This window comes from Sodalinema gerasimenkoae IPPAS B-353, from assembly GCF_009846485.1.
Taxonomy (GTDB): domain Bacteria; phylum Cyanobacteriota; class Cyanobacteriia; order Cyanobacteriales; family Geitlerinemataceae; genus Sodalinema; species Sodalinema gerasimenkoae.
This window is the reverse complement of the sequence record NZ_ML776472.1, coordinates 3,725,984-3,749,681: the sequence shown is the minus strand read 5'-3', so window position 1 is coordinate 3,749,681 and position 23,698 is coordinate 3,725,984. Positions and strand designations below refer to the sequence as shown.

Genomic DNA, 23,698 nt, shown 5'->3' with positions numbered 1-23,698 from the left:
TTTATTGCAGTTGCGGGTAGTTTAACATTAAAACTCATGGCAGGGTGGGTGATGCCGGAAGACGACGAGGGCTATGACAAGGGTACCTCTACATCTTGCTCTCTCTTTCTCCTTCTCCGTGTCCTCTGTGTCTCTGTGGTTCCGCCTGTTGCCCTAAGACAGCAGGGTTGTAATTCTCGGTAAAACGGTCTGCCACAGTCCCAGATCCTCCGAGGATTCAGGGGGGCCAAGAAAGCGAAAGACAAACAAGAGCAGAAGGGTAAACACCATGGCTCGAATCAGGCGAGAACCGGAGCTGAGGCGATCTGTATCAAGCATGGCGAAACTCCTCTCCACTAGCAGGTGGCTAAAACAATTGGGTAGCCGTAAGTGACTTCAGCTCTAGCATGGAGCAAATTTTTTGACTTAGGAGTGTCGAGAATCACAACTCGATGTGATTTTACAAAAAATTAAGGAGATGGGCGATCAAGTCTTGGGGCGATCGCCCACAATCGAGAACGATCGCCCCCTCGGGTTCTTCGAGGGCGGCAAACTGACTGGCCAGGAGCTGGGCGGGCATAAAGTGGTCTGAGCGTGTCTCAAGCCGTTGGCGCAACAGCTCAAACTCCCCTCGCAGATATACCCAGCGGAACGGCCCTTGATTCCCCATTAAGCGATCTCGATAGGCTTGTTTGAGGGCAGAACAGGCCACAACCACACCGGTTCCAGAGTCTTGACTCTCGCGCCGAGCCTGAGCGATCGCCTCGCGGAGTCGTTGCAACCAGGGGAGGCGATCGTCATCCTTCAGGGGAATCCCCCGAGCCATTTTCTCTACATTGGCGGCGGGATGAAACGTATCGCCCTCCAAAAAACGCCAGCCCAACCGTTGGGCCAATCCCTGCGCGACGGTTGTTTTCCCACAACCGGATACCCCCATCACCACAACCACCGGTACAGGTTTAGACATCCCCGGAGTCTCCCTTACCCTTCCCGAAGCCGCTTCCGTTGCACATCAAAGCGGTAGATGATATTGCCCTCGTTCGTCACATCAAAGGCACCATCATAGTCCTTGGCACAACCATCGAGAAATGCCTTCGCCTCCCGGCCCGATAACTGAGTCGCCATGGAAAACTCTAACGGGGTGATACCTCCATCCCCCTCAACAATCATACGAAAAAAGGTCTGTTGCAGTTGGTCAGCCTGGGCTTGCTGGGCTTGCAGTTGTTCCTGTTTCGACTGCTGAGCTACATTCCAGAAGAGCCAACTGGCGATCGCCGTCGGAGGCAATCCCACCAGCGTTAGGAGAATCAGAGCCAACTCTCGTTCCCACAGGCCCACCCCCGTCAGGTGAAAAGCAGACCAAAGCACCACGGGAACCCCACCGGTCATCAAGATTCCGGCGATGGTTTTTTTAACAAGTTTGAGGGAAGATTTAGGGCGATTGGCAATCATAATCGGTCGCTAGAGGAGGCATTGGCGCGCGGCGGTCAAGGACGAGACCCAACTATCTCTAGCATAAAGCCAAACTTCGCCGGTCTGCGCCGGCCATGAGGTCGAGCAAACCGAAACTTTCGGGCGTAAAACCGAAACCCCGAGTTGAGTGGAGAGGTTGGGGGAAATGGGGAATGATCGCCGTGTTATGGCGACTTTTTCTGGCGATACTTCTCATATTCAGCCCGTCGCAGCCGTTGTTGAACATCTTCGAGCATCTTGCGGTTCGCCGCCATCACATCGGCGATCGCCCCAAACATCCACAACTGGAAGCCAATCAGAATCAGAATGGTAGCCAAGATTAAACTAGGAGTTCGGGCCCGCGTCGGATCTCCCATAAACAAGATGAACCAGCGCAGACAGAGTAGTACCCCTAGCCCTAGGGGTACCGTCCCCAGCAAAGCAAAAAATCGCAAGGGCCGATAGGTCATGAAAATGCGAACAATCGTGAAAATCGACCGTTGGATATAGGCAGGAATGCTTTTAACTAGCCGTGATGGACGGAGATAGCCATTGGTACGGATGGGAACGGAGGTAATGGCGATCCCTTCCTGTCCGGCTTGGATAATCGTTTCTAGGGTATAGGTATATTCATTAAAGACATTGAGACAAATCGCAGCGTCACGGCTATAGGCCCGGAAGCCACTGGGGGCATCGGGAACCCGAGTGTTACTCGCTAGACGCACCACCCAACTGCCAAGGCGTTGTAAGAGCTTCTTGGTGGGGGAGAAATGCTGAATCTCTTCAATGGGACGGGCCCCGATGACCATCTCCGCTTCATGACGCAGGATAGGTTCGATGAGTTTGGGGATATCATCAGCACAGTATTGATTATCGGCATCCGTATTGACGATGATATCCGCGCCCGCCTTGAGAGAGGCATCAATCCCCGCCATAAAGGCTTTGGCGAGACCATGATTACAATCAAAATTCACCACATGATCCACCCCACAGGCTTGGGCCACCTCAACGGTCTGATCGAGACTGCCATCATTAATGATCAGCCATTCTACGGAATCGATGCCGGGAATCTCCCGAGGCAGGGCCGACAGAGTCACGCCTAGGGTGGCTTCCTCGTTGTAGCAAGGAATCTGAATAATGAGTTTTGTCATAGCCCAGTCAACCCTGGCTTGGGTGAAGTGTTGATGGCCAATCATAGCCGCTGATTTTTCCCTTGCCTATAAGCTCTTGAGGGGGGTTAGCCTTCAAATAAGCTGACATCTGGGGAGTTAACCCGAGCATAGGGACTCAAGGCGGCAAAAATTTGTTGACCATAACTACGATAAATGGCCCGTACATCCAATAAGACGACGGTTCCCTGGACTTCTCGAATCGGGGCGATCGCCCGTTGCAGATCACTTAAGGCCATTGGCAGCAGATACAGACGGAACCAATCCTGTCGTTGCTGTTTGTAATGGGCCACCTGGGCGCTCACGTGAGGATCTTCGAGGGAGGGAAAAGGGAGTGTGGCGATGACCAGGAGTTTGCTGGCGGGCAATTCTCCCTGATGCTCTCGCCAAAAGGACCAACCGCTAATGAGAATGCCATTTTCAGGTAACTCGGACTGTTGAACCCGCACCCGAGAGCCAAAATCGGCGGCCAGTTGAGCGGCAACGATCGCCCGTAGGGGAACATCCCCGACAATGATGGTAATAATTCCCGGTGCGGTTTCGGCAGAACTGCCAATGCGAATCAGATCATGGAGTTCTCGCAGCAGGGCAGGTTTATATTCCGGTGTGTTGGGTAAGGGGAGCCGTTCGGGGGCATAGAGATGGAGAGGGTGGCGAACGGGATTGAATTTGACACAGGTCATATCCCCTAAGCCTAATCGTTCCCGAAAGGCGGCGGCATCCCGTTCCAAATCCAGCGCACCCCCCACCCAAACCATCGGCTGACGTTCCCAGAGGGGGGCTAGACATTTACCCAAATCTACCGGGGAATGGTAGAGCCACAGTTGTCCTTGACGACGATTGAGTTTTGCCCAAACTCCCCCAGGGTGCGATCGCCAAGATTCCCAAAAGCTGCGCCAAGCCAGAGGCATCCCGGCATCGGGACTTAGTTGGGCCAGGGCAGTCTGTTCCCTCTGGTCAATGATATGGGACTGATAGGGGTTATCGGGCCGTTCCAGACTCCGCCGCACCAGTGCCACTTGTACATCGCGAATCTGTGGCCCCTGGTCAGGAGAGGCAGCAATCCAATCCACCCAGTCTTGAGGCGAAATCGCCACCGTTAGACTCTGCTGAGTCCAGCGTTCCCAATCATCGGCCCCATCAATGAGAGTGGGGACTCCATCTCGGAATCCCTCTCCTCCCGCAAGGCGATCGCCCAACCAAGCCTCGGGAGAGGTCAGCAACAACCCCTCAAAACCGGCTTCGAGGCGATCGCCCTCCTGAACCGGCTTATTGGAGCCTAACCAGGCCTGCAAGTCTGGGATATCTCGCTCTTGCAACTGTCGTCGCACCTGAGTTGAACCAATCACAACCACCGCTGTCGGCGACATCAAAATGGGCATGAGGTAACTGAGGGCATAGCGTTGCGACGACGTGGGAAAGACTCCCGTCTGAATCAAGGCATCGCGCCCCAACCGCAAGGCACGGGCCACCAGCCGGGCCATCGTTAAATGATGGGGCCAGCGATCGCCCCCAGAGACCCGCAAAAAATCTCGTAATGCACCGTGAACTTCTGCTTCAATCACAGCCTCGCCTATCACTTGACCCATTCCAGTTGACATCGACCTCTAAACAGTCCAGACTATTCTAATGTTCGCTCCCCTTCCCAGGAAGGCCCCAAAGTAGTCCTCAGGGCCAAAATAAAGAGCTAGCCCCTTGAAAATCAAGTTTTGCGGGGCATCCTTAAAAAAAGTTCTGCAAAGGGGTTGACAAGAGCCGAAAATTAGGGCAAGATAGATATCACGCTCGAAACAAGGGACTGTAGTTCAATTGGTTAGAGCACCGCCCTGTCACGGCGGAAGTTGCGGGTTCGAGTCCCGTCAGTCCCGTTAAAAGCAGAAGGGGTAAGGCGTAAACCTTGCCCCTTTTGTGTTTTCTAAGGATAGGCCAACGGCCCCTATTGCCTATTGCCTATTGCCTATTGCCTATTGCCTTCTTCTCTCCCCTTAATCTATGTCTATTCGAGTTCGCTTAGCGCCAAGTCCCACCGGAAACCTGCATATTGGAACCGCCCGCACAGCGGTATTTAACTGGCTGTTTGCGAAACATCATGGCGGCCAGTTTATTCTCCGCATCGAAGACACTGATACCGAGCGGTCTAAACCCGAGTTTACCGAGAACATTCTCAGTGGTTTGCGCTGGTTAGGACTCGATTGGGATGAGGGCCCATTTTACCAATCCCAACGGTTGGACTTATATCGCCAAGCCGTGCAAACCCTCTTAGACAAAGGGTTAGCCTATCGCTGCTACTGCACTCCAGACGAACTTGAGGCGATGCGAGAGGAACAGAAAGCCAAGAAACAAGCCCCTCGCTACGACAATCGCCATCGTAATCTCACCCCAGAACAACAACAGGCCTACGAAGCTGAAGGACGAACCGCCGTTATTCGTTTCAAAATCGACGACGATCGCTCTATCATCTGGGATGACCTCGTGCGGGGAACCCTAACCTGGGCCGGACGAGATCTCGGCGGTGATATGGCGATCGCCCGGGCCGCCAAACCCGGAGACATTGGCCAACCCCTCTATAATTTGGCCGTGGTAGTCGATGACGTGGACATGAAGATTAGCCATGTCATCCGGGGAGAAGACCATATCGCCAATACCGCCAAGCAGATTCTGCTCTATGAAGCCTTAGAACAGGCGGTTCCCAAGTTTGCCCATACCCCCTTAATTCTCAACCCCAACGGTCAAAAACTCTCGAAACGAGATGGGGCCACAGCGGTCAATGATTTTCAGCAATTAGGCTACACTTCCGAAGCCTTAGCCAACTATATGGCCCTGTTAGGCTGGTCGCCGCCAGACGCGCAAGAACGCTTCACCCTAGAGGAAGCGGCGAAGCAATTTGATTTTGCACGAGTCAACAAAGCCGGTGCGCGCTTCGACTGGGATAAACTGAATTGGCTCAACAGTCAGGTCTTACATGAGTTAGCCCCGGAAACCCTGTTAGAGCAACTAATCCCCTATTGGCAAGAGGCGGGGTATGAGTTCGATGTGGAGGGCGATCGTCCTTGGTTGTTGCAAGTCGCGGCTGTCGTAGGAGCGAGTTTAACGGTTCTCCCGGATGCCGTCGAGATGAGCCGGCCTCTATTTGTGCAGTCGGTGGACTACGACGAGAAGGCCCAGCAGCAGCTTGCGATGGAACAAGTCCCGGAAACCCTCGCCGCCGTTCGCGACAAGTTAGTGCAGTCTGGGGAGTTCACAGAAGCGACGGCTAAGGACATCATCAAACAGGTGACGAAGGAACTGAAGGTGAAGAAGGGCCTAGTGATGAAGTCGCTACGAGCCGCGTTAACGGGAGCGGTACAGGGCCCAGATTTAATCCAGTCCTGGCTGATTCTCAATGCCCGAGGCCTGGATCAACAACGGCTCGACAATGCGATAAATCGTTAATAGCCATACCATTTTGACAAAATACCAGATGCTGTAGGGGCAAAAAATTTTTTGCCCCTGCGTTGTTTTTTGCCTATTGCCTTCTGTTCCCTGTTCCCTGTTCCCCATTCCCTTCTTTTGCCTACTGCCTACTGCCTATTGCCTACTGCCTCTTCCCATACTCCTCAAAATACGCCTTAAACCGTTTTTGCAGTTGTTCCGTGGAAAGTTTCTCAACCCAATATTCCGTGACCGCATGGCCAAAGGCCCAAGCATTGCGTTCAGGGGGTGACGGATTGTCTAATAACACTGACCAAAGGGAGAGGAGATCGAATTTGCGGATATCCTCCTCTCGGGTTAATAAAGAAAACAAATCATAGGCAATCTGAAGTTTGCCGATGACAATGGGCAGTTGTTCAACAGGGATTTGTTCCGCGAGGAGATAGGCTAACGTGGGTTGTCCGGTGGTTAACGTGGAAACGAATTGTAGGATGGGACTTTTGAGAAAGTTGGTGAGTCCCTGAGTGGTTGCCATTTGGCGGCTGTAGCGTTCGATGATTTGGGCCGCCCCACGAATCCGGGTATTGCGATCGCGCAAAAATCGGGTCAGTCGCAATTGCTTCGCTGGATCTAATGACTCCACAACTGAGTTAGACAGTTGCTGGAGATTCCAAGCCTCTCGCTGGGCCCGTTCATCCCGCGTCACCAGAGGCAAAACCGCGCGACAGAGGTGGCCGAGTTCCTCCTGACGGTATTCCGTGGCGTGGCGGATGGATTTTTCTTTAGGGCGATCGCCCCCTTCCCAGTTGTAGGGAGGACTCCACTCTCGCAAGGGACGCAGGCGATCGACTTGGGTGACAATGGCCATGGCCGGTAAGTCCGTCACCTCCTTCTGTAACTCCCGTAAAAAATCCTCATCCATCTGTAACGCCGGATCGAGGGCGGGGGTTACCAATAACACCAAATCCGCCTCCCGGGCGCGTTCGAGAACCAATTCCCGGTAGTCCTGACGCTTCGCCTGTTCATAGCCGGGAGTATCCCACAAGACTAAAGAATCGCCGCTGGGCGCCTCCCACAGATAGCGACAAAGCTTGTCCGTACTGGGTAACACATCCACCGCCGCGCGATCACTGTCAAAGAGGGTATTAATCACACTACTCTTCCCGGCCCCAGTCCGTCCCACTAAAAGCAAGTTGACCGGTTTTTGCTTGATGGTTTCGGCAGACTCAGCGCGATCGAGAATAGTGCCTAACGTCTCAGTATTGGTCTGGCCAAAGCGTTTAGACCCATCCTCCTCGTCTTCAGTCAGATTGGGTAATGACTCCTGGGGAAGTTCTCCTGAATAGAGATAAATGGCTTGCTGGGCCAAATTCCGTAACGCCGCTTCTCGCAGCAGTTGCCCCAAATTCCCTAACAGTTCCTGAGTTGCCCGGCTACTGGATTTTTGCGTCACCTGGCGGGCCGCTGCCACCGCCGGATTGAATAGCCATTGGGCCCATCCCCACACCTGACGTAGTTTACGAGCCGAGGGTTCGATTTTTTGATAGACCTCATAGGCTTGATAGGCTTGGCCCACCGTCACTTGTCCCAGAACCGGTGATAGTTTCTCCATCCAGCGATCGAGGTCATCGACGGTTCCCCGAATCAAGCCATAGGCCTGAGGAACATAGATACTCAGTAAAGGATATTTAACCTCGGGGTTATAGGCCCGGGCCACCGCCACCACCACCGCTTGTCCCCGTTGCCAGAAACATTGCCAATCTTCCCAGAAAGGAGGGTCCTCTTGAGTCTCTTGTAAAATCTCCTTGAGAGCCTCTCGCACAGCTTGGGCCGCTTGTGGATTGTTTCCATGTTGTTCGGCTTGATTGCGGCTGGCTTCGAGTTGTTGATTGGCATCGGCTACAGCGGCTTCGAGTTGAGCCAGTTGGGGTTTAGTCCAGCGGGCCAACAGCCAACGCCAGCCGAGGAGAATCACTAAGAATACCGCCCAAATCCAACTCACCCCCCAATGTTGAATTTGCCAACCGGCAGCTACGAGGATAAAGCCAACGATACTGACAAGGGGAAGGGCCAGGACGGCCCATTGCCAAGGTTTGAATCGTACCATTACCGGGTCTCCAAATTGATGGGTTCTTAGGGGGCCTACACGAGCTGATAGGGAACCTCCCAAGACTCAGGGTTTTGAGGATTTCCCCCCAGGAAGGAGGCGGGCCAGACTTCTCCATCGGGATCGACTTGTAGGCCCTGATAGCCATGATCCCAAAGGTTAATAATTACCAGTTGTAGGGTTTCCTCGATCGCCACGATAGGAATCTGCGCTAAATGAGCCTCGGTAACCTCTAGGGTTTTCAGATTTCGCAGGCCCGGATAATCGGATTCTTGTAAGGGGGCAAAACTCCAATGTTCCCCCTCGTCATCCTGGCCCCACCAAAGGGTTGTGCCGGGGGGGATTTGTTGTTTCACATAGAGTTGGGCGCGATCGCCGATTAATTCAGTCAGTGAAGCAGTCATAAATCCAGGATGAAACACTTAGCTGAGGGTCGTTAGTTGATGAGTTGCGTAAACTCATCAGAGTCATCAATATCCTCGGAGACATCGACAGACAGTTCTTGATACTTCAAGCGAGCAAACACCCGGTAGCGATCTGAGGATTTGGTATCACTCCCTGAAGGGTCTCCCACTTCCACAAGGCTATACTCGACATTTTCGGCATGAATGGCAAAGGCAATCTTGAATAATTCAAAAAAGTGGATCACCCATTGACACTCTTCCTCCGGTAAATGCTCATAGTAGCGAATGAGCTGGGCAATTCGGGTTTCTAAATGGATTCGAGAATGACGACTAATTAAGACTAACTTGAGAAGAATCGCCACCAAGGCTAGAGGATTCCCACAGGAGAGCATCCAGATAAAGATGGCCGAGGGTTCCGTCCCATTTTCACTCATGAGGGCATCAATGGCCCGATTGCAAGTCCGCAGTCGTAAGGACTCATCTACCGGATCGTTATGCTTATCAATATAGAGCAGATCCAGTCGTTCCGAGAGCCGTTGACGCAAGACTTGAGCCAGGTCTTTATCGGACCAGGAAAAGAGGAGGTATTTCTGGAGACTACGCTTGAAATCTCGATAACGCTGGTTTTCCGTTTGGCGTAGAAAGACGTTAGCTAAGTTTTCATAGCTGAGACTGCCACGACGAGCCAGAATGGTTTTAATAATTCGCAGAACTTCGTCCCCAAAAATGGTTGGGTTGGGGTGTTGCTGGTTGTCATAGCGCACCATTTGGGCGCGGGTGATGTAGATAGCTAAGTCAAACTTAAAGCGGTCTTTAAGCCGTTGGGAGACCGCCCGAGACACTTCCCGCTGTTCCATGGGGTTATCGGGATTGGAATATTGAGGAACCAGCAAATAGGCGGTGTAGCGATCGCTCCATTTGGCGGCCTCAACTTCCTCAAACTCCCCTTCATCATATTTAGCGGTAAAGACCTGCAAATCTTGATAGTCTTTCCCGTCGGTGAAAATCTGCAACCAGGCCCGCACTCGTTGCAGATGAGGCGAGAGAGTCCGCTCGCGAATGCAGGGGTCTTGAAAAAGCTGAACCAGTTTGGGGATAAACTTATGCTGCCGGTTGGCTTCCCAGTTATTAAAGAGGATGTAGCACGATCGCTTCACCGTATGGCGAAAGCCACTCTCTTCATTAGCCTCAACCAGTTGCTTGAGAGATTGGAAGACTTCTAGGTTCTTGGCATTATCATAGTCGATGAATAAGCCCCGAAACTCCTGTAAGACATCCTCTGGCGACCACGCCCGAACAATTTCTAGCAGATAGTTATAAACAATCTCCTGAGTTTGTTCTTGTAGATGCTCATCCGGTCGGTTGGTAGCGATAAACGGTGTCGGTCGCTGGGTCGGGCGTTGCTTATCAAACATAGGTTCGTACCCCGATTAACTCAACATAGCCAGAATTGCCGTCGCGATCACCTCCCATTATCCCGCAAATGTACGAAAGCGGGGTCGCACTAGCGACCCCGGATTGTCAGTTTTTGGCCTGCCTAGCGGAACATACTACTGACAGAACTATCTTCGTGAATGCGCCAAATCGTCTCACCCAGGACATTGGCAACGGAGAGGACCTTCAGTTGGTCAAACATCCGCTCCGGGGGAATGGGGATGGTATTGGTGACAATGACTTCTTCAAAGACCCCACTGGACAGTCGCTCCACCGCTGGGGGGGAGAAGACCGCATGGGTGGCACAGGCGTAAACCTGCCGGGCCCCTTCTTTGCGCAGCAGCCGCGCTCCTTCGCTGATGGTTCCGCCGGTGTCAATCATGTCATCGACCAGTACGGCTGTTTTACCCCGCACATCGCCGATAACATTCAACACCTCGGCCACGTTATGCGCTTGACGACGCTTATCAATAATCGCCAAGGGGGCATCGTTGAGTTTTTTGGCAAAGGCCCTAGCGCGAGCTACTCCGCCGACATCGGGAGACACCACGACGATGTCATTGAGCTGCTTGTTAAGCAGATAGTTAATCAACACCGGCGACCCATAGACATGATCGACAGGAATGTCAAAATAGCCTTGAATCTGCGCCGAATGTAAATCCATAGCCAGAACCCGGTTTGCCCCGGCTTCGACCATCAAGTTAGCAACGAGTTTAGCGGTGATTGATTCTCGTCCAGCGGTTTTGCGGTCGGCGCGCGCGTAGCCATAGTAGGGCAAGACGGCGGTTACCTGACGCGCGGAAGCCCGACGACAGGCATCGATGACGATCAGTAACTCCATGAGATGATCGTTCACCGGATGACAGACGGGCTGAATTAAATAGACATCACAGCCTCGAATAGACTCCTGAATCTGCACGTAAAGCTCACCATCGGCGAAGCGCTTACGCACCATCGGACCGAGATCGATTCCGAGGTAACGGGCGACTTCTTGAGATAGCGGCAGGTTGGCAGACCCAGAGAATAGCCTTAATCGATTGTTATCGACAACAGAGAGTAAAGAAGGCTGAAGCGATAGAGTTGCAGAACGGCTCACAGCGAACCCTCGACGGCACGTTAGTTTAAGGCAATGTTATCATTGCAACTGCCAATCTGCTCGGAAAATTACCGGTTGTGAGCTAGATTTAGGAGCGCGGTTGTGATCTCCTGCCGCTGAAAGAAGCTCGCTGTCAAGGTTTGGCTGAATTGTGATGTCCAACTTAAATTTTGCGTTTTTTGTCCGGATGGCGGCGATCGCCCCCAAGCGAACCGCAGCCGCGCAAAGACAGTACAATGGACAGATGGCTCCCGCGCCAGTCCCCTGCCGATGATTTACCTAGGAGCTAGCCTCTCCATGTCTTATGCTCGTTAGTGATGATTTACTGCTGTATTACCAACGGTGCGATCGGCGGGCATTTTTAGATGTGTTCGGTGACTCCCGTCAACGAGATCCCCTTGACAACTTCTTACTCAAGCTACGCCAAGACAGTCGCAGCCACCGCCAAGAGGTTTTAAGTCAGTATCATTACCAGCGTCCGGACTGGTCAGGCGATGATTGGTACGGTGGAACTCAAGCCACATTAGCGTTGATGGAACAGGGGGTTGAGGCCATCTATCGGGGGGTGCTGTCCGCCTCATGGCTTCCGGGGATTGACTTAGTCTCGAAACCGGATCTCTTCGTCCGCCATCCCGGTTCATCCCGCTTTGGAGATTGGCTCTACATTCCCTATGATATTCGCTTCGGAAAACGCCCCAAACTGGATTATCAAATCGTTGGGGCGTTTCATGGTTTAGTCCTCTCGCAACAACAAGAGGTCTGGCCCTCCACCACCTGGCTCGTTTTGCGGGGCCGCAAACCCCATGCGGTGGACTTCCTGAAACGGGTTCCCGAGATGCAGCAGCTTCTCCATGACTGTATTGTCAGTTTACGTCAGCCCCAGGCCCCGGAGTTATTCTTATCCCGGCAAAAATGCAATCTGTGCCATTGGTATAATTTTTGTCATCAGGCGGCGGAGTCGCAACGTCATTTGTCCCTGATTCCTGGAATTACTCCCAATCGCTATGGCCAGTTACAGGGGATGGGAATCACCACCCTGGCTACGTTGGCCAACACTCCGCGATCGCAGCTTAAGATGGTCTTTGGGGCCGAAGCGGGGAATCAGCTAGCCCAACAAGCCCTAGCCTCCCATGACCACCAGGCCCTCTTACGAGACGGGGCCCTGGCACACCTCCTCCAGTCCCCCCGCAATCGTTGGTTAGCCGCCCCCCAGAGGGCGATCGAAATTCATTTTGATATCGAAGCCGAACCAGATTTAGATCTTGATTTTCTCCTTGGGGCTTTGGTCGTTGACCATCGCCAAAATCGCCAAACCTATTATGGATTTATGGCTAAATCTCCCGAAGAAGAAGCTCGGGTTTGGCAGCAATTTTTAGAACTCATGGAGTCCTATCCGAATGCGCTGATTTTTCACTTTTGCGACTATGAAGTGAAGACCATTCAACGCTTAGCGAAGCTCTATAAAACTCCAAAACATCGCCATCAAGCCTTAATCAATCGCTGCGTCGATATCCATTGGTGGGTGACCCAATCCACCGTATTACCCGTAGAAAGTTACGCTCTCAAACCAATTGCCCGTTGGCTAGGCTTCAACTGGCGTAATCCTAAAGCCAATGGTGCTCAATGTATTTGCTGGTATAACCAATGGCTCGCTGAGCAAGATCCCACATATTTAGAAGCAATTCTTGAATATAACGAAGATGATTGCCGTGCCACCTATACGTTGAAAACATGGCTTAGTCAGTTTCTTCAGCCCTATTACCAAGATGCCATAGAGCCAGACACCCATAAACTCATTAATTATTAAGCCGGTAGCCCCGAGTATCCTGACGTGATCGAGAGATTAGGGTTGACAATAAGATTTAGGGTAGTCGCTGTGATTTTGATCATAGGCAGATGGAGATCCAGATAATAGCATAGACGGATAGGGGACACTGCCGCGACCTGCAACTCCCTGACCCGTCACATCAGCTTTATTAAGGACATGGTCAACCGTCCCGACCTCTCTTCTGACTTAACCCACTCCATTCCTGACCTGGAGTACCTCTCCACTATGTCCGATTCACTCCATTCACCCCCCCCCTCCACCGCTCTCCCGGACGCCTTGGTACAAGAGATTTCTTGGGATACCCTCTCCCACTTCATTACCCAGACCGCTGCTGTAACTGGCCGGGATTACTATCCCGTCCTAGCGGAACAGTTAACGGCAAGCCTAGATGTCAAATATGCCATTATTGGGGAAATTTGCCAATGGCGCGATCAGCATCCCACGCGAGTGCGATCGCTGTGCTTTTGGAGTGGTCAAGGTGTGGTGGATAACTTCGAGTATGATCTCGTGTGTACGCCCTGCGGACGGCTGTTAGAACAGGCCTGTGAGACCTCAGGAGACTTAAGCCTCTGTTGGTTTCCTGAGGAAGTTCAACGACACTTTCCTGAAGATATTGACCTTGTCCAGCTCAAGGCAGAATCCTATCTTGGCATCGCCTTAATCGATCCGGATACCCGTCAACCTATCGGTCATATTTGCATTTTAGATGACCGTCCCATCTCCGTAGAAAAGCGGTATCGTGCCGAAGTTCTCCTGAGTTTATTTGCTACGCGAACGGTGGCTGAGCTGAAGCGAGAACAAGCGGAGCGGCGAGAAAAGGAGAGAATTAAAGAACTCGAAACTACATTACAAGAACTGCAATATACCCAATCAAAACTGGTTCAAATCGAGAAGATTTCCAGTCTAGGACAATTGGTGGCAGGGGTTGCCCATGAGATTAACAATCCCCTCGGCTGCATCACCGGAAACCTGTCTCACACCGCCGACTACACCGCCGATCTTCTAGAACATCTGAGTTTATATCAACAGCATTATCCCGACACTCCCCCAGACCTCACAGAACACGCCGAAGAAATTGATATTGACTATCTCATCGAGGATTTTCCCCTGATTGTCAATTCAATGAAAGTCAGTGTCGATCGCATCCAAGAGATTGTCTCCTCCCTGCGTCAGTTCTCCCGACTCGATGCCGAGGAAACCCTTTGTGATGTCCATGAAGGTTTGGACAGTACCCTAGTGGTGTTACGGCATCGTCTCAAAGCCAATCCCGAACGTTCCGAAATTCGGGTAGAGAAGGACTATAGCGAACTGCCCAAAATTCTTGCCCGTCCCGGACAACTGAATCAGGTGTTTATGAATCTACTCAGCAACGCCATTGATGCCGTCGAGGACGCCAACCAGGATGACAGCTATGGGGAGATTCAGGCGAATCCCAATTTCATTTGCATTCGTACTCAATATATCCAAGATGAGGAGGGCGATCGCATCGCCATCTGTATCGCCGATAATGGGGCCGGGATTCCCATCGAGGTTCAACCCCGGCTGTTTGAGACCTTTTTCACCACCAAAGAGGGAGAACGGGGAACGGGGTTAGGCCTATCGCTGAGTCGGCAAATCATCACCGAGAACCATGGGGGAAGCCTGACTTTTGACTCCACCCCGGGCCAAGGGACGGAGTTTATCATTGAACTGCCAGTCTTCCCCGCTGACCCGGACTAAACCTGTAATTATCCCAGGATTTGTTGTAGAAACACCCACTTATCCGCCACTTCCTCAATCCGTTTCGTGGTGGGTTTGCCGGCCCCATGGCCGGCTTTCGTCTCAATGCGAATCAACAGAGGCTGATCCCCTCCGTTGGCCGCTTGCAGGGCCGCCGCAAACTTGAAACTATGACCCGGAACCACGCGATCGTCATGATCTCCGGTAATAATGAGCGTTGCAGGATAGGCAGTCCCAGATTTGACGCGATGCAAGGGAGAATAGGCAAACAGGGCCTTAAACTCCTCCGGGTCATCGGGAGACCCATAATCAGAACACCAGGCCCAGCCAATGGTGAACTTGTGGAACCGCAACATATCCAACACTCCCACCTCGGGAATGGCCGCCGCGAACAAGTCCGGCCGTTGCGTCATGCAAGCCCCCACCAACAGGCCGCCGTTGCTGCCACCACCGATGGCCAGTTTCTCAGAACGAGTATAGCCTTGGTCAATCAGCCATTCTGCAGCGGCGATAAAGTCATCAAAGACATTCTGCTTGTTCTGTTTAACCCCCGCCTGATGCCAGGCTTCACCATATTCCCCGCCGCCTCGCAGGTTGGGAATGGCTAAAACCCCGCCGAGTTCCATCCAAACCAACTGACTGACGGAAAAACTCGGGGTTAGGGAGATGTTGAAACCGCCATAGCCGTAGAGATAGGTGGGATTGCTGCCATCGCGAACTAATCCCTGTTTATGGGTGATAAACATGGGAATACGAGTCCCATCTTGGCTGTGATAGAACACCTGATGGGTTTCGTACTCGTCTGGGTTAAAGTCCACCGTTGGCTGACGGAACAGGGTACTCTCGCCGCTGGTGAGGTCGTAGCGATAGATGGTGGTGGGGGTGGTGAAAGCGGTGAAAGCGTAGAAGGTTTCCGTATCGCTGGGTTTGCCGCCAAAGCCGCCGACTGACCCAATTCCCGGTAGGTCAATGTCCCCTAGGGGGTCACCGCTGAGGCTGAAGCGTTTGACCTGACTGCGAGCGTCTTTGAGGTATTCCACCACAAATTGATGGTTGAGGAGACTTACGCCTTGTAGGACATCTTCGGCTTCAGGGATAACCGTTTGCCGATCGCCCCCTGGGAGGTCTAAGGCAATGAGACAATAGCGAGGGGCGTTAAAGTCGGTGGTTAACCAGAGGCGATCGCCCTCATTCCCCACCACATCATAGCGGGCTTCCCAGGTGTCAATCAATGTCACCACCGGCGCGTCGAGTTGCGGCGTACTGGGGGTTTGTAAGTCTTGGTAGAAGACGAGGTTTTTCGGTTCGGTTCCCCGCCAGACGGAGATAATCAGATAGCGGCCATCGTCGGTGACATCGCCACTAAAGCCCCATTCTTTCTCGTCGGGCCGTTCATAGATGAGAACATCCTCGCTTTGGGGGGTTCCGCGACGGTGGTAATAGAGTTTTTGGAAGTAGTTAATGTCTTCGTATTGACTCTCTTCTTGGGGGCGATCGTAGGCGCTATAGTAGAAGCCTTGATTGTCGTGAGTCCAGGCGGCCCCAGAGAACTTACTCCACTTCACCTCATCGCTGAGATCGTCGCCGCTGTCGATGTTACGAATGCGCCAGGTTTTCCAATCGGAACCGGATTCAGAGAGGGAGTAAGCTAGCCAGTGGCCATCGGGGGAAATGGCGTAACCGGTTAGGGCCACGGTTCCATCGTCGGAGAGTTGGTTAGGATCGAGGAGAACGCGGGGATCTCCGTCCAGGTTATCCAGGACGTAGAGGACGTTTTGGTTTTGCAGGCCGTCGTTTTTGAAGTAGAAGTAGCGATCGCCCTCTTTGAAGGGAATCCCGTATTTTTCGTAGTTCCAGAGTTGGGTGAGGCGTGCTTTGAGGCGATCGCGGTCTGGACTCTGTTTAAGAAAACCAAAGGTTAACTCATTTTGCGCCTCAATCCAAGCCCGCGTTTCCTCAGAGTCAGAGTCTTCTAACCAGCGATAGGGGTCAGGAATTTCGATGCCATGATAGGTATCAACTTGGTTACTTTTTCGTGCTTGAGGATAAGTAAATGCCATGAATTGTTATGGGTAAAGATTGTTACGGGTAAAAAGTGAACAAAAAACGCAAAAACACCCTAGTTAAAGAGTCTTCAGGACATGAGGGAATCACCCAAAACAATCCCCAATTGAAATTACAGTTGTTAGGGCAAATTGTAGGGGTGAACGGCTGTTCGCCCTCAGCCCTCAGCCTCTAGGGTTCAGACCTAATCTTGTTGGTGAGAAAACTGATACGCACCAATCCAAGAGAGGGCGATCGCCACCACCAGCAACACTGGAATACTAATCCAGGTAAAGTCTGCTAAAGAGCCATAAGCCGCCGATCGCAAGCCAATACTGGTATAGGTGAGCGGCAGACAAAAGACAATGGCTTTGAGGGCAGTTGGCAGAGTCGCCGGGTCAAAAAAAGTCGCCCCGAGAAACGACATCGGGACAATCAAAAAGTTGTTGAGTAAGCCCACACTTTCGAGAGATGTAACATTCAGTCCAACAATCACACCCAGTCCAGCAAAGACAGCACAATTGAGGATTAACACCAATAAAAATAGGGGATTAAAGAAACTCCAAATCGCAGAAACCCCCTGTTCAGTGAACCCTAAAAAGAGGACTGCAACCACCATCACAGACCCTGAGGTCATCAGACCCCGAACAATGCCAGCCATCATTTTTCCCAAATGTAAGGAGAGGGGATGAATGGGCAAGAGTAGCACCTCCTCAAACGTTTTGCTGTAGAGTCGTTCCCCACAAATCGAGAAAGTAGTCCCGGCGAAACTAATGGCCATCGAGGATAGGGCCACCATCCCCGGCAAAATAAATTGCAGATAACTACTATAGTCTTCACTAATTGCTGTTCCGGGGCGGACAGAACTGCCCAAGCCTAAGCCGAAGGCGACAATGTAAATGAGGGGGGAGATGAGGCCCGAGGCGGCGACTTGGGCGATGCGAACTCGTAAATCGAGCCAATCCCCCCAGAAGATGGTGAGGCTATCTTGCCAAATGGTGGAATACTCGACGGCGTTGGCATTGCCTGGAGAGGAGGTGAGGGAATTTTGGACAGTCACAGCTACAGGGGCGATCGTGAATAGCATATCAGGAGCATCTTACCCCGATTTAGGACGATCTGGGGTCTGGGCGATCGCCCTCCTCCTCGTCCGGGTTCACCGTCTCCGAGGCGGGGGAATCGTCGCTGGGGGTGGCTTCAGGGATGTCCGGGTTCTCGGTGTCCGCCTCCTCTTCTTCGACAAACTCAAACTGAATCACATTGTCATCCCCCAACTCTCCCGCAATCTCTTCCACTTCCTCGCCAGTGGCTGTTTTGCGAACCCGACGGATGGGGAGATTCGCGGTAATCGAGGTCATGCGTTGATCACTTTCCAGGGCAAAGTTGAGGCCTTCGGTGTCGATTTCCACATAGCGGGAAACCACCTCTAGGATTTCCTTCTGCATCGCCTCGATGGTTGCCGGGTTTAAGTCTACGCGATCGTGAGCAATCACCAGTTGCAGGCGGCGTTTAACTTCCTTGCGGCTGGTGTCTTTGTGCGATCGCGGCAACAGGCGGGCGAGCAGATTGGAGAGCATTGTGATGAGTCGAGTCAACGTCGAGTCAGATAATTCGGGTGTTCAACAGACTACGCAAGCGAGAGAAGATGCCCTTGGGGGGAACCGAGAGATCCAAAAACTCCACCGTCTCTCCCTCCATACGGCGAGCGATATTACGATACGCCTCCCCCGCCCGCGAGGGTTCCTCGGAGAGAACCAAGGGTTCGCCTCGGTTCGTCGAGACAATCACCCGTTCGTCATCGGGAATCACCCCCATCAGAGGAACCGCCAACAGTTCCTGCACATCTTCGACGGACATCATATCGTTAGCTTCCACCATTTCCGGGCGGATGCGGTTAATAATCAGGCCCACTTTCCGCACCCCATTGGCTTCGAGGAGGCCCACCACGCGATCGGCATCCCGCACCGCCGCAATTTCAGGGGTGGTGACGATGAGGGCTTCACGGGCAGCGGCGATCGCGTTTTGGAACCCCTGTTCAATCCCGGCGGGGCAATCGACGAGGACATAATCAAATTTTTTCGCCAACGCCACCACCAACTGCCGCATCTGGGCGGGGGTGACAGCATCTTTCATGCGATTTTGGGCAGCGGGTAGCAGGGCGAGGGTATTTTGGCGTTTATCCCGGACGATCGCTTGATCGAGGCGGCATTCACCGGCGATCGCTTCTACGGCGGTATAGACGACCCGATTTTCCAGCCCCAGCAGCAAATCCAGGTTCCGCAAGCCAAAGTCAGCATCCACGAGGATGACTTTACGCTTGCGTTGTGCCAATGCCATACCGAGGTTGGCGGTGGTGGTGGTTTTGCCCACTCCCCCTTTACCCGAGGTGACAACAATAATGCGACTCATAATGAGAAACGGCTTGGGAACGATCCAAACAGGGCTACACTACAACGAAATGTACACTTGAGGCATTGCCCCAAGGGGTAGATCGCGTCTGTGGGCAGTTGTCCCAATGTATCATCTGGGGGGATAGATGGCGGGAGATTCACCGAAGAGATCGGCCATCTGGGATGGGGAGGGGTTGGCGATTGGGGCTAGGTTGAGTCAAGATTGCCCGAGTTGAGATGGAGAACGTCGATAATTCTTGATGTTTCTTTAGATTCGACCTCTCAGGGAGTTTGCCTCCAGACCTGTCCGACTTGCTTTACCATCATGGCTCGATTCGGTGTCGACTTCCCCTTACAGCCACAATCCCTTCCCATAATCTTAGTCTCTTTAGAGTAAGGAATCGTCAAGCCAATCCGATTGTTTCCAGAGTTGAAAATTAAGCCAAAGTGTGCTACCATGCCGGGACTGGAGTGATAATTTTAAATTTCCTTAACAAGATAAGTCTAGTGATACCCAGCTAGAGCTACAGACTTTTCATAGTTCACCTGTTTGGAAGTCTAAATAAAAGACATGGATATTGATATTTTAAAAGACGAGAGAGCGAATTGCTACTCAGTCATGGTTCACTCATCTATCGAGAACTACCTTGAGAAAGTTCGACAGATTTTTGAGAATAGAGGTGGTATTGAAGGTCAACGAGATACCCAGAAAACAATTACCGCAAAACGGATCAGAGAAAGGATGGTTTCCGACTTAAAGGAAGGAGCAGTTTTACCGCCAATTGTTTTGGGAGTCATCTTAAGTGAGAATGAATTCAACGAATTAGAACATCTGGAAGACGAGGCAAGCTTTAATAGAATATTAGTCTCTAAAGATAACGAAGATATTTTTATTATTGATGGGATGCAAAGAACTACTGCTCTCAAAGAAGCAGTCGAGCAAAGTCCAGGTATCAAAAAACAATTTATTAGAGTTGAGTATTGGCTTGCTGCTCAGTCTAATGCAATGACCTATCGAATGCTAGTTTTGAACACGGGTCAAGTTCCTTGGAGCTTGAGACGACAAATTGAGGTTGTGTTTCAACCTATCCTTAAAGAACTAGAACAAAAAAATTCAGAGATTGAAGTCATAGCAATCGATGATTCGCGAAGAGCAACTAGGGCTGGACAATTCCAAAAGAATGCTGTAGTTGAGCTTTTTTTGGTTTTTGGTTCAAGGACAGAAAAAATAGATCTCAATGAAAAAGTTGCAGATGAATTCACGAAACAGGATTTTATCGAGTCAACATCTCGTCCAGAGTTTACCGAAGAGTTTTACAAAACGATTGACTATTTAATTCGTTTTGAAAAGGCTCTGGGTAAACAAAGCTTTTTCAAGAAGCAACCGGCCTCTTATACAGGGTTCGTGACGGCTATTGCTTTACATACGATGGGACGGCCAGGTGGTGACCATAGCCGAGAAGAGCGAGAGAAGAAATGGAAAACTCTCGAAGAACATATTGAGCCATTCATCCGTAAAATAGAAAGCTTTAGTGATGAAGAGCGAGAAGAATTTGTCTGTTTGGAGATTCTAAAAGAGCTAACTAGCAAAACTGGCAAGACTAAAGGGTATGAAAATCGGAAATTTTTTAAAGAAGCATTTAAGGTTTTAATTGACGATAAATTTGAGGTAAAAAGTATGGAAGTTTGCTGGAGAACCTATTGATTTTTGGTTATGGCTCGGAGTATTAAAAGATGCAACGAATACATTATTGAGCGCTTGAACGAGAGAATTAAGTTAGAAGATCGTCTGATAGAGCCTTTGGGTATAAATAGGGCGATAAAATTGAATAAGTCTGATAGGGAACTAATTATAAAAGCTAAATGTCTGAGTCCTCAAGGTTTATTTCTTCAAGAGAAAGCTGCTTGTTTTAGATACAAAAGTGAGTATTACTTCGTTTATGTTGGGACAGAGAAACCGGAAACACCTAAGAAGAATAAAGATAGAAGTTATAATGACTTGATTCGGTTTTCTGAAGACAAAAAAATTGATAATGAAGAGCCTGAGAATAAAATTAAGTTTGGTTGGACTGTATTGGTCATTTCCGAGCTTAAAGTTGCAGTAAGAAGTTCTGTTACAGGTTCAGAAATTTATAATGCTTTAGGTGCGATTAATGATAACTACTATGATGCTGATGCTTCCCACAATATCCAAGGATTTTTTGAAGATTTTCATGTTTACAAAATAGATTCCGATTCTCTCCTATTAGAACAATCCGTGAAAAGTCAAAAAGATTCAATAAGATATCCAGACATTTCTAGGGTACTACTTCTTTATTTTCTTGATTATAATCCTGTCAATAATCTCAACTTTGAACAGAAAACAATTGAAATTTTTTATACTTTTGCGTATGAGGGGGAAGCATCTATACCATTTGACAATATTTTGGATAGCTACCTATCATTTTCTTGGAAATATTCTTTTTTGGATATCTATAGATGTCTAGAAAGGTTGTTTGGGATTCCCCAAATTTTTAAACTGTATGAAACTATTTTGCCTAACATAATTTTTTTGAATTTCGTTAACAAGATTGAGCAATTCATTAGCTGGAAACCCAAAGAAGAAGATGCCCTTAAAGAGTTGCTTAATGTTATCAAGAAAAAATTAGAAGAGAATGTTGACATTTTCAATGGTTTTCAGTCAGTCAAACCTAAGATAAATTTAAACTTTTCAGAGAAAACACAAGATGCCGTTGTCATTTACTCATTACGGAATAAAATTGTTCATTTCAACCCTAAAAAAATCCAACTAGAAGAATCTGATTGGAATCAAGTAATCAGCTTTTGCCTGCTTTCTACCTACCTGCTTTACAAAAAGTATGGCGAATTTTTAAGACTACCTGATTCTGACATGGAAGAATTAACGGAAGACCTATAGTCTCGTTGATAAGCCTAATTTAGCAGTTAACAATACTTGCTATATATAATTTCACCCCTACGTTAAGGGAGTTAATTAGCCATAACTTTCCCTTGTCACTATGAACTCAAGTGAGCCATTTCACTTGATTGTTAGAGACCAAAATCGGTTTATCTTGCTGATAATTCAACCCAAATTTTAAGGAAAGTTCCGCTTTTTGTAACTCAGTGCCCAAATAAAGGGCGTGTTCGGTTTCCAACGCCGGACAATCCGCCGCAATTTTTTGATAGAGTCGTCTAGCCGTTTTCCCCACATAACAGCCCACGGGTTCACCACTGCCGGGGCTGAGATGTTCTACGACTATCTCACCGTCACTCACCAGTAGGGTGAAACTCCCGGAGGGGTCGGCAAAATTGCGGTCTTTTAAAAGTCGCGGATACTGTTGTTCAATTAGAGTATCGGCATTTTCCCAACAGTCATCATAAATATGGGCACTTTCACTGACCGTTATTAGGGGACCGAGGCGCAATTTTAGTCCGCTGTTACGCCGTTCGATTTGTTGCTTCAGATGCTGTTGTAATGCCCGTAAACCCATGGCATTTGCCACCCAAGCCCCAAACATATCATTGCTGCGAAAGGTGGCGGTTAGAGACAATTCTCCGTCCACAATTCGGGTCCAAATATGATTGAGACAGGGAGGACTTCCATTGGCTTGGCCATCTTGTCCGGCATCCCAGAGGGACATCACCGCACGGGCCGAGTCAGGATTGTCGCTGAGTTGTTGGATGACTTGTTGGATTTGGTCAACGCCAAACCACGATCGCAGCCGCTGGCCATAGGTGTATTTCACCCCATCTTCTGACACCGCATCATCCTGGATTTGACCAACATAGTCGGCAACAAAGTTCCGAGAGACGGGTAGATAGTTGGGATCGGGGAAATAAAACTCGGGGGGTTCGTCGGTAACGATCGCCATCAGGTTAATCAGTTCCTGCCACTGGCTATCATGTTGGGTATTACGCAGGGTTCCCGTGCGACGGATGCGGTGAATCAGCTTAACCCAGGTTTCGGCGATGGTTCGCCCTTCGATGCGATGGCCATAGCGTCGTCCCGGTTTCAGGGAAGATTCGACGATCGCCTCGGGGAAACGTTGGGGAACACCCCAGGGTTTAGGGGAGGGCTGTTGGGCGATCGCCCCGACGAGATGAAGGGCTGATTTGACATCCTCGACTCGATGACAGGTGATAGACTCCCGTAGGGCTGCGATCGCCTCTAGGGGCAGTTCGGCATCGAGATAACCAACAATGGGGGAATTAATCACCCAGCAATCCCGGCCACTCTCAGTTTGTCCCCGACGCACTCCCTGGGCGAAGAAGTCCGCCAGACAACGGCCACTCCCCGCATTACGGTCTTCTCGGGTGGCATCAACGATAATGAGATGACGCACTTGGGGATTCAGTAACAGATTGCGAACCAGGACGCTAATGCCACGAGTGGGACTGTAAAGTTGTCCAATAACGGCGTAGGCTTCGGGATGGAGATGTTTGGCGATCGCCTCTTTCACCGTCCAACCGCTGACAATCGCAGTAGTCCCCGTTCCGCAGATGAGTTGATTGGGCTTATAGTGAGGCTGATAGGGTTGAGGCATGGGGTGGGGAGAGGCAAGAGGCAAGAGGCAAGAGGCAAGAGGCAAGAGGGAGAACCCACCCCTGCCCCTCCCAGGAGGGGAAAGACGTAGGGGCGTACCCTTGTGGTCGCCCTCTTCTTTCG

General features: G+C 50.7%; 19 protein-coding genes and 1 tRNA gene. 6 read left to right on the top strand and 14 right to left on the bottom strand.

Features of this window, described 5'->3' with window-relative positions:
- Positions 1 to 153 precede the first annotated feature (153 nt).
- The 5 genes from L855_RS16275 to L855_RS16255 all read right to left on the bottom strand — a co-directional run bounded on the left by L855_RS16275 (position 154) and on the right by L855_RS16255 (position 4,189).
- Positions 154 to 318 carry a hypothetical protein gene (locus L855_RS16275; RefSeq protein ID WP_159789785.1) on the bottom strand — a complete coding sequence of 55 codons (165 nt, stop codon included), beginning with the start codon at positions 316 to 318 and terminating at the stop codon, positions 154 to 156.
- Positions 319 to 439: 121 nt separating this feature from the next.
- Entirely contained in the window at positions 440 to 946 is a 507-nt protein-coding gene (locus L855_RS16270; protein ID WP_159789783.1) for a gluconokinase, read from the bottom strand.
- A gap of 14 nt (positions 947 to 960) precedes the next feature.
- The gene (locus tag L855_RS16265) at positions 961 to 1,431 is read right to left on the bottom strand and encodes a hypothetical protein (RefSeq protein WP_159789781.1); all 471 of its coding nucleotides are present in this window, start codon (positions 1,429 to 1,431) and stop codon (positions 961 to 963) included.
- Between the two features lie 185 nt (positions 1,432 to 1,616).
- Positions 1,617 to 2,582, bottom strand: a complete 966-nt coding sequence (locus L855_RS16260) for a glycosyltransferase family 2 protein (protein ID WP_159789779.1) — start codon at positions 2,580 to 2,582, stop codon at positions 1,617 to 1,619.
- 86 nt (positions 2,583 to 2,668) lie between these two features.
- Positions 2,669 to 4,189, bottom strand: coding sequence for a helicase C-terminal domain-containing protein (locus L855_RS16255; protein ID WP_246198914.1), 1,521 nt, complete (start codon positions 4,187 to 4,189; stop codon positions 2,669 to 2,671).
- A 205-nt stretch (positions 4,190 to 4,394) separates the two neighbouring features.
- Here L855_RS16255 and L855_RS16250 point away from each other — a divergent pair.
- Positions 4,395 to 4,468, top strand: a tRNA-Asp gene (locus L855_RS16250).
- Positions 4,469 to 4,592: 124 nt separating this feature from the next.
- A complete protein-coding gene (gltX, locus tag L855_RS16245; RefSeq protein WP_159789777.1) occupies positions 4,593 to 6,032 on the top strand; it encodes a glutamate--tRNA ligase in 1,440 nt (479 codons plus the stop codon).
- Between the two features lie 142 nt (positions 6,033 to 6,174).
- Here the strand turns inward: gltX and L855_RS16240 are convergent, their stop codons facing one another.
- The 4 genes from L855_RS16240 to L855_RS16225 all read right to left on the bottom strand — a co-directional run bounded on the left by L855_RS16240 (position 6,175) and on the right by L855_RS16225 (position 11,052).
- Positions 6,175 to 8,118 (bottom strand): GTPase family protein, encoded by a 1,944-nt coding sequence (locus L855_RS16240; RefSeq protein WP_159789775.1) that lies wholly within the window; start codon positions 8,116 to 8,118, stop codon positions 6,175 to 6,177.
- 35 nt (positions 8,119 to 8,153) lie between these two features.
- Complete coding sequence (locus tag L855_RS16235; protein WP_159789773.1) at positions 8,154 to 8,522, bottom strand: hypothetical protein; 369 nt, start codon at positions 8,520 to 8,522, stop codon at positions 8,154 to 8,156.
- A 32-nt stretch (positions 8,523 to 8,554) separates the two neighbouring features.
- On the bottom strand, positions 8,555 to 9,937 hold the full coding sequence (locus L855_RS16230) for a hypothetical protein (protein WP_159789771.1): 1,383 nt from the start codon (positions 9,935 to 9,937) through the stop codon (positions 8,555 to 8,557).
- 122 nt (positions 9,938 to 10,059) lie between these two features.
- A complete protein-coding gene (locus L855_RS16225) occupies positions 10,060 to 11,052 on the bottom strand; it encodes a ribose-phosphate pyrophosphokinase (protein ID WP_159789769.1) in 993 nt (330 codons plus the stop codon).
- A 304-nt stretch (positions 11,053 to 11,356) separates the two neighbouring features.
- On the opposite strand from L855_RS16225, the gene L855_RS16220 reads away from it, so the two are divergent.
- Entirely contained in the window at positions 11,357 to 12,859 is a 1,503-nt protein-coding gene (locus L855_RS16220) for a TM0106 family RecB-like putative nuclease (RefSeq protein ID WP_159789767.1), read from the top strand.
- Positions 12,860 to 13,105: 246 nt separating this feature from the next.
- On the top strand, positions 13,106 to 14,599 hold the full coding sequence (locus L855_RS16215; protein WP_159789765.1) for a sensor histidine kinase: 1,494 nt from the start codon (positions 13,106 to 13,108) through the stop codon (positions 14,597 to 14,599).
- A gap of 8 nt (positions 14,600 to 14,607) precedes the next feature.
- Here the strand turns inward: L855_RS16215 and L855_RS16210 are convergent, their stop codons facing one another.
- From L855_RS16210 to minD, 4 genes are all read right to left on the bottom strand, one after another.
- Positions 14,608 to 16,659, bottom strand: a complete 2,052-nt coding sequence (locus L855_RS16210) for a prolyl oligopeptidase family serine peptidase (protein WP_159789763.1) — start codon at positions 16,657 to 16,659, stop codon at positions 14,608 to 14,610.
- A 188-nt stretch (positions 16,660 to 16,847) separates the two neighbouring features.
- Positions 16,848 to 17,702 carry an ABC transporter permease gene (locus L855_RS16205; protein ID WP_343039309.1) on the bottom strand — a complete coding sequence of 285 codons (855 nt, stop codon included), beginning with the start codon at positions 17,700 to 17,702 and terminating at the stop codon, positions 16,848 to 16,850.
- Positions 17,703 to 17,751: 49 nt separating this feature from the next.
- The gene (gene minE, locus L855_RS22940) at positions 17,752 to 18,219 is read right to left on the bottom strand and encodes a cell division topological specificity factor MinE (protein ID WP_159789759.1); all 468 of its coding nucleotides are present in this window, start codon (positions 18,217 to 18,219) and stop codon (positions 17,752 to 17,754) included.
- A 25-nt stretch (positions 18,220 to 18,244) separates the two neighbouring features.
- The gene (gene minD, locus L855_RS16195) at positions 18,245 to 19,051 is read right to left on the bottom strand and encodes a septum site-determining protein MinD (protein ID WP_159789757.1); all 807 of its coding nucleotides are present in this window, start codon (positions 19,049 to 19,051) and stop codon (positions 18,245 to 18,247) included.
- Between the two features lie 552 nt (positions 19,052 to 19,603).
- Between minD and L855_RS16190 the strand changes: the two genes are divergently transcribed.
- Together L855_RS16190 and L855_RS16185 are read left to right on the top strand one after the other, a co-directional pair.
- Positions 19,604 to 20,737: a ParB N-terminal domain-containing protein gene (locus L855_RS16190; RefSeq protein WP_159789755.1), complete on the top strand. Its 1,134-nt coding sequence runs from the start codon at positions 19,604 to 19,606 to the stop codon at positions 20,735 to 20,737.
- A gap of 9 nt (positions 20,738 to 20,746) precedes the next feature.
- Complete coding sequence (locus L855_RS16185) at positions 20,747 to 21,949, top strand: hypothetical protein (RefSeq protein ID WP_159789753.1); 1,203 nt, start codon at positions 20,747 to 20,749, stop codon at positions 21,947 to 21,949.
- 106 nt (positions 21,950 to 22,055) lie between these two features.
- Here the strand turns inward: L855_RS16185 and L855_RS16180 are convergent, their stop codons facing one another.
- Positions 22,056 to 23,600 (bottom strand): thymidylate synthase, encoded by a 1,545-nt coding sequence (locus L855_RS16180; RefSeq protein WP_246198913.1) that lies wholly within the window; start codon positions 23,598 to 23,600, stop codon positions 22,056 to 22,058.
- Positions 23,601 to 23,698: the final 98 nt, after the last annotated feature.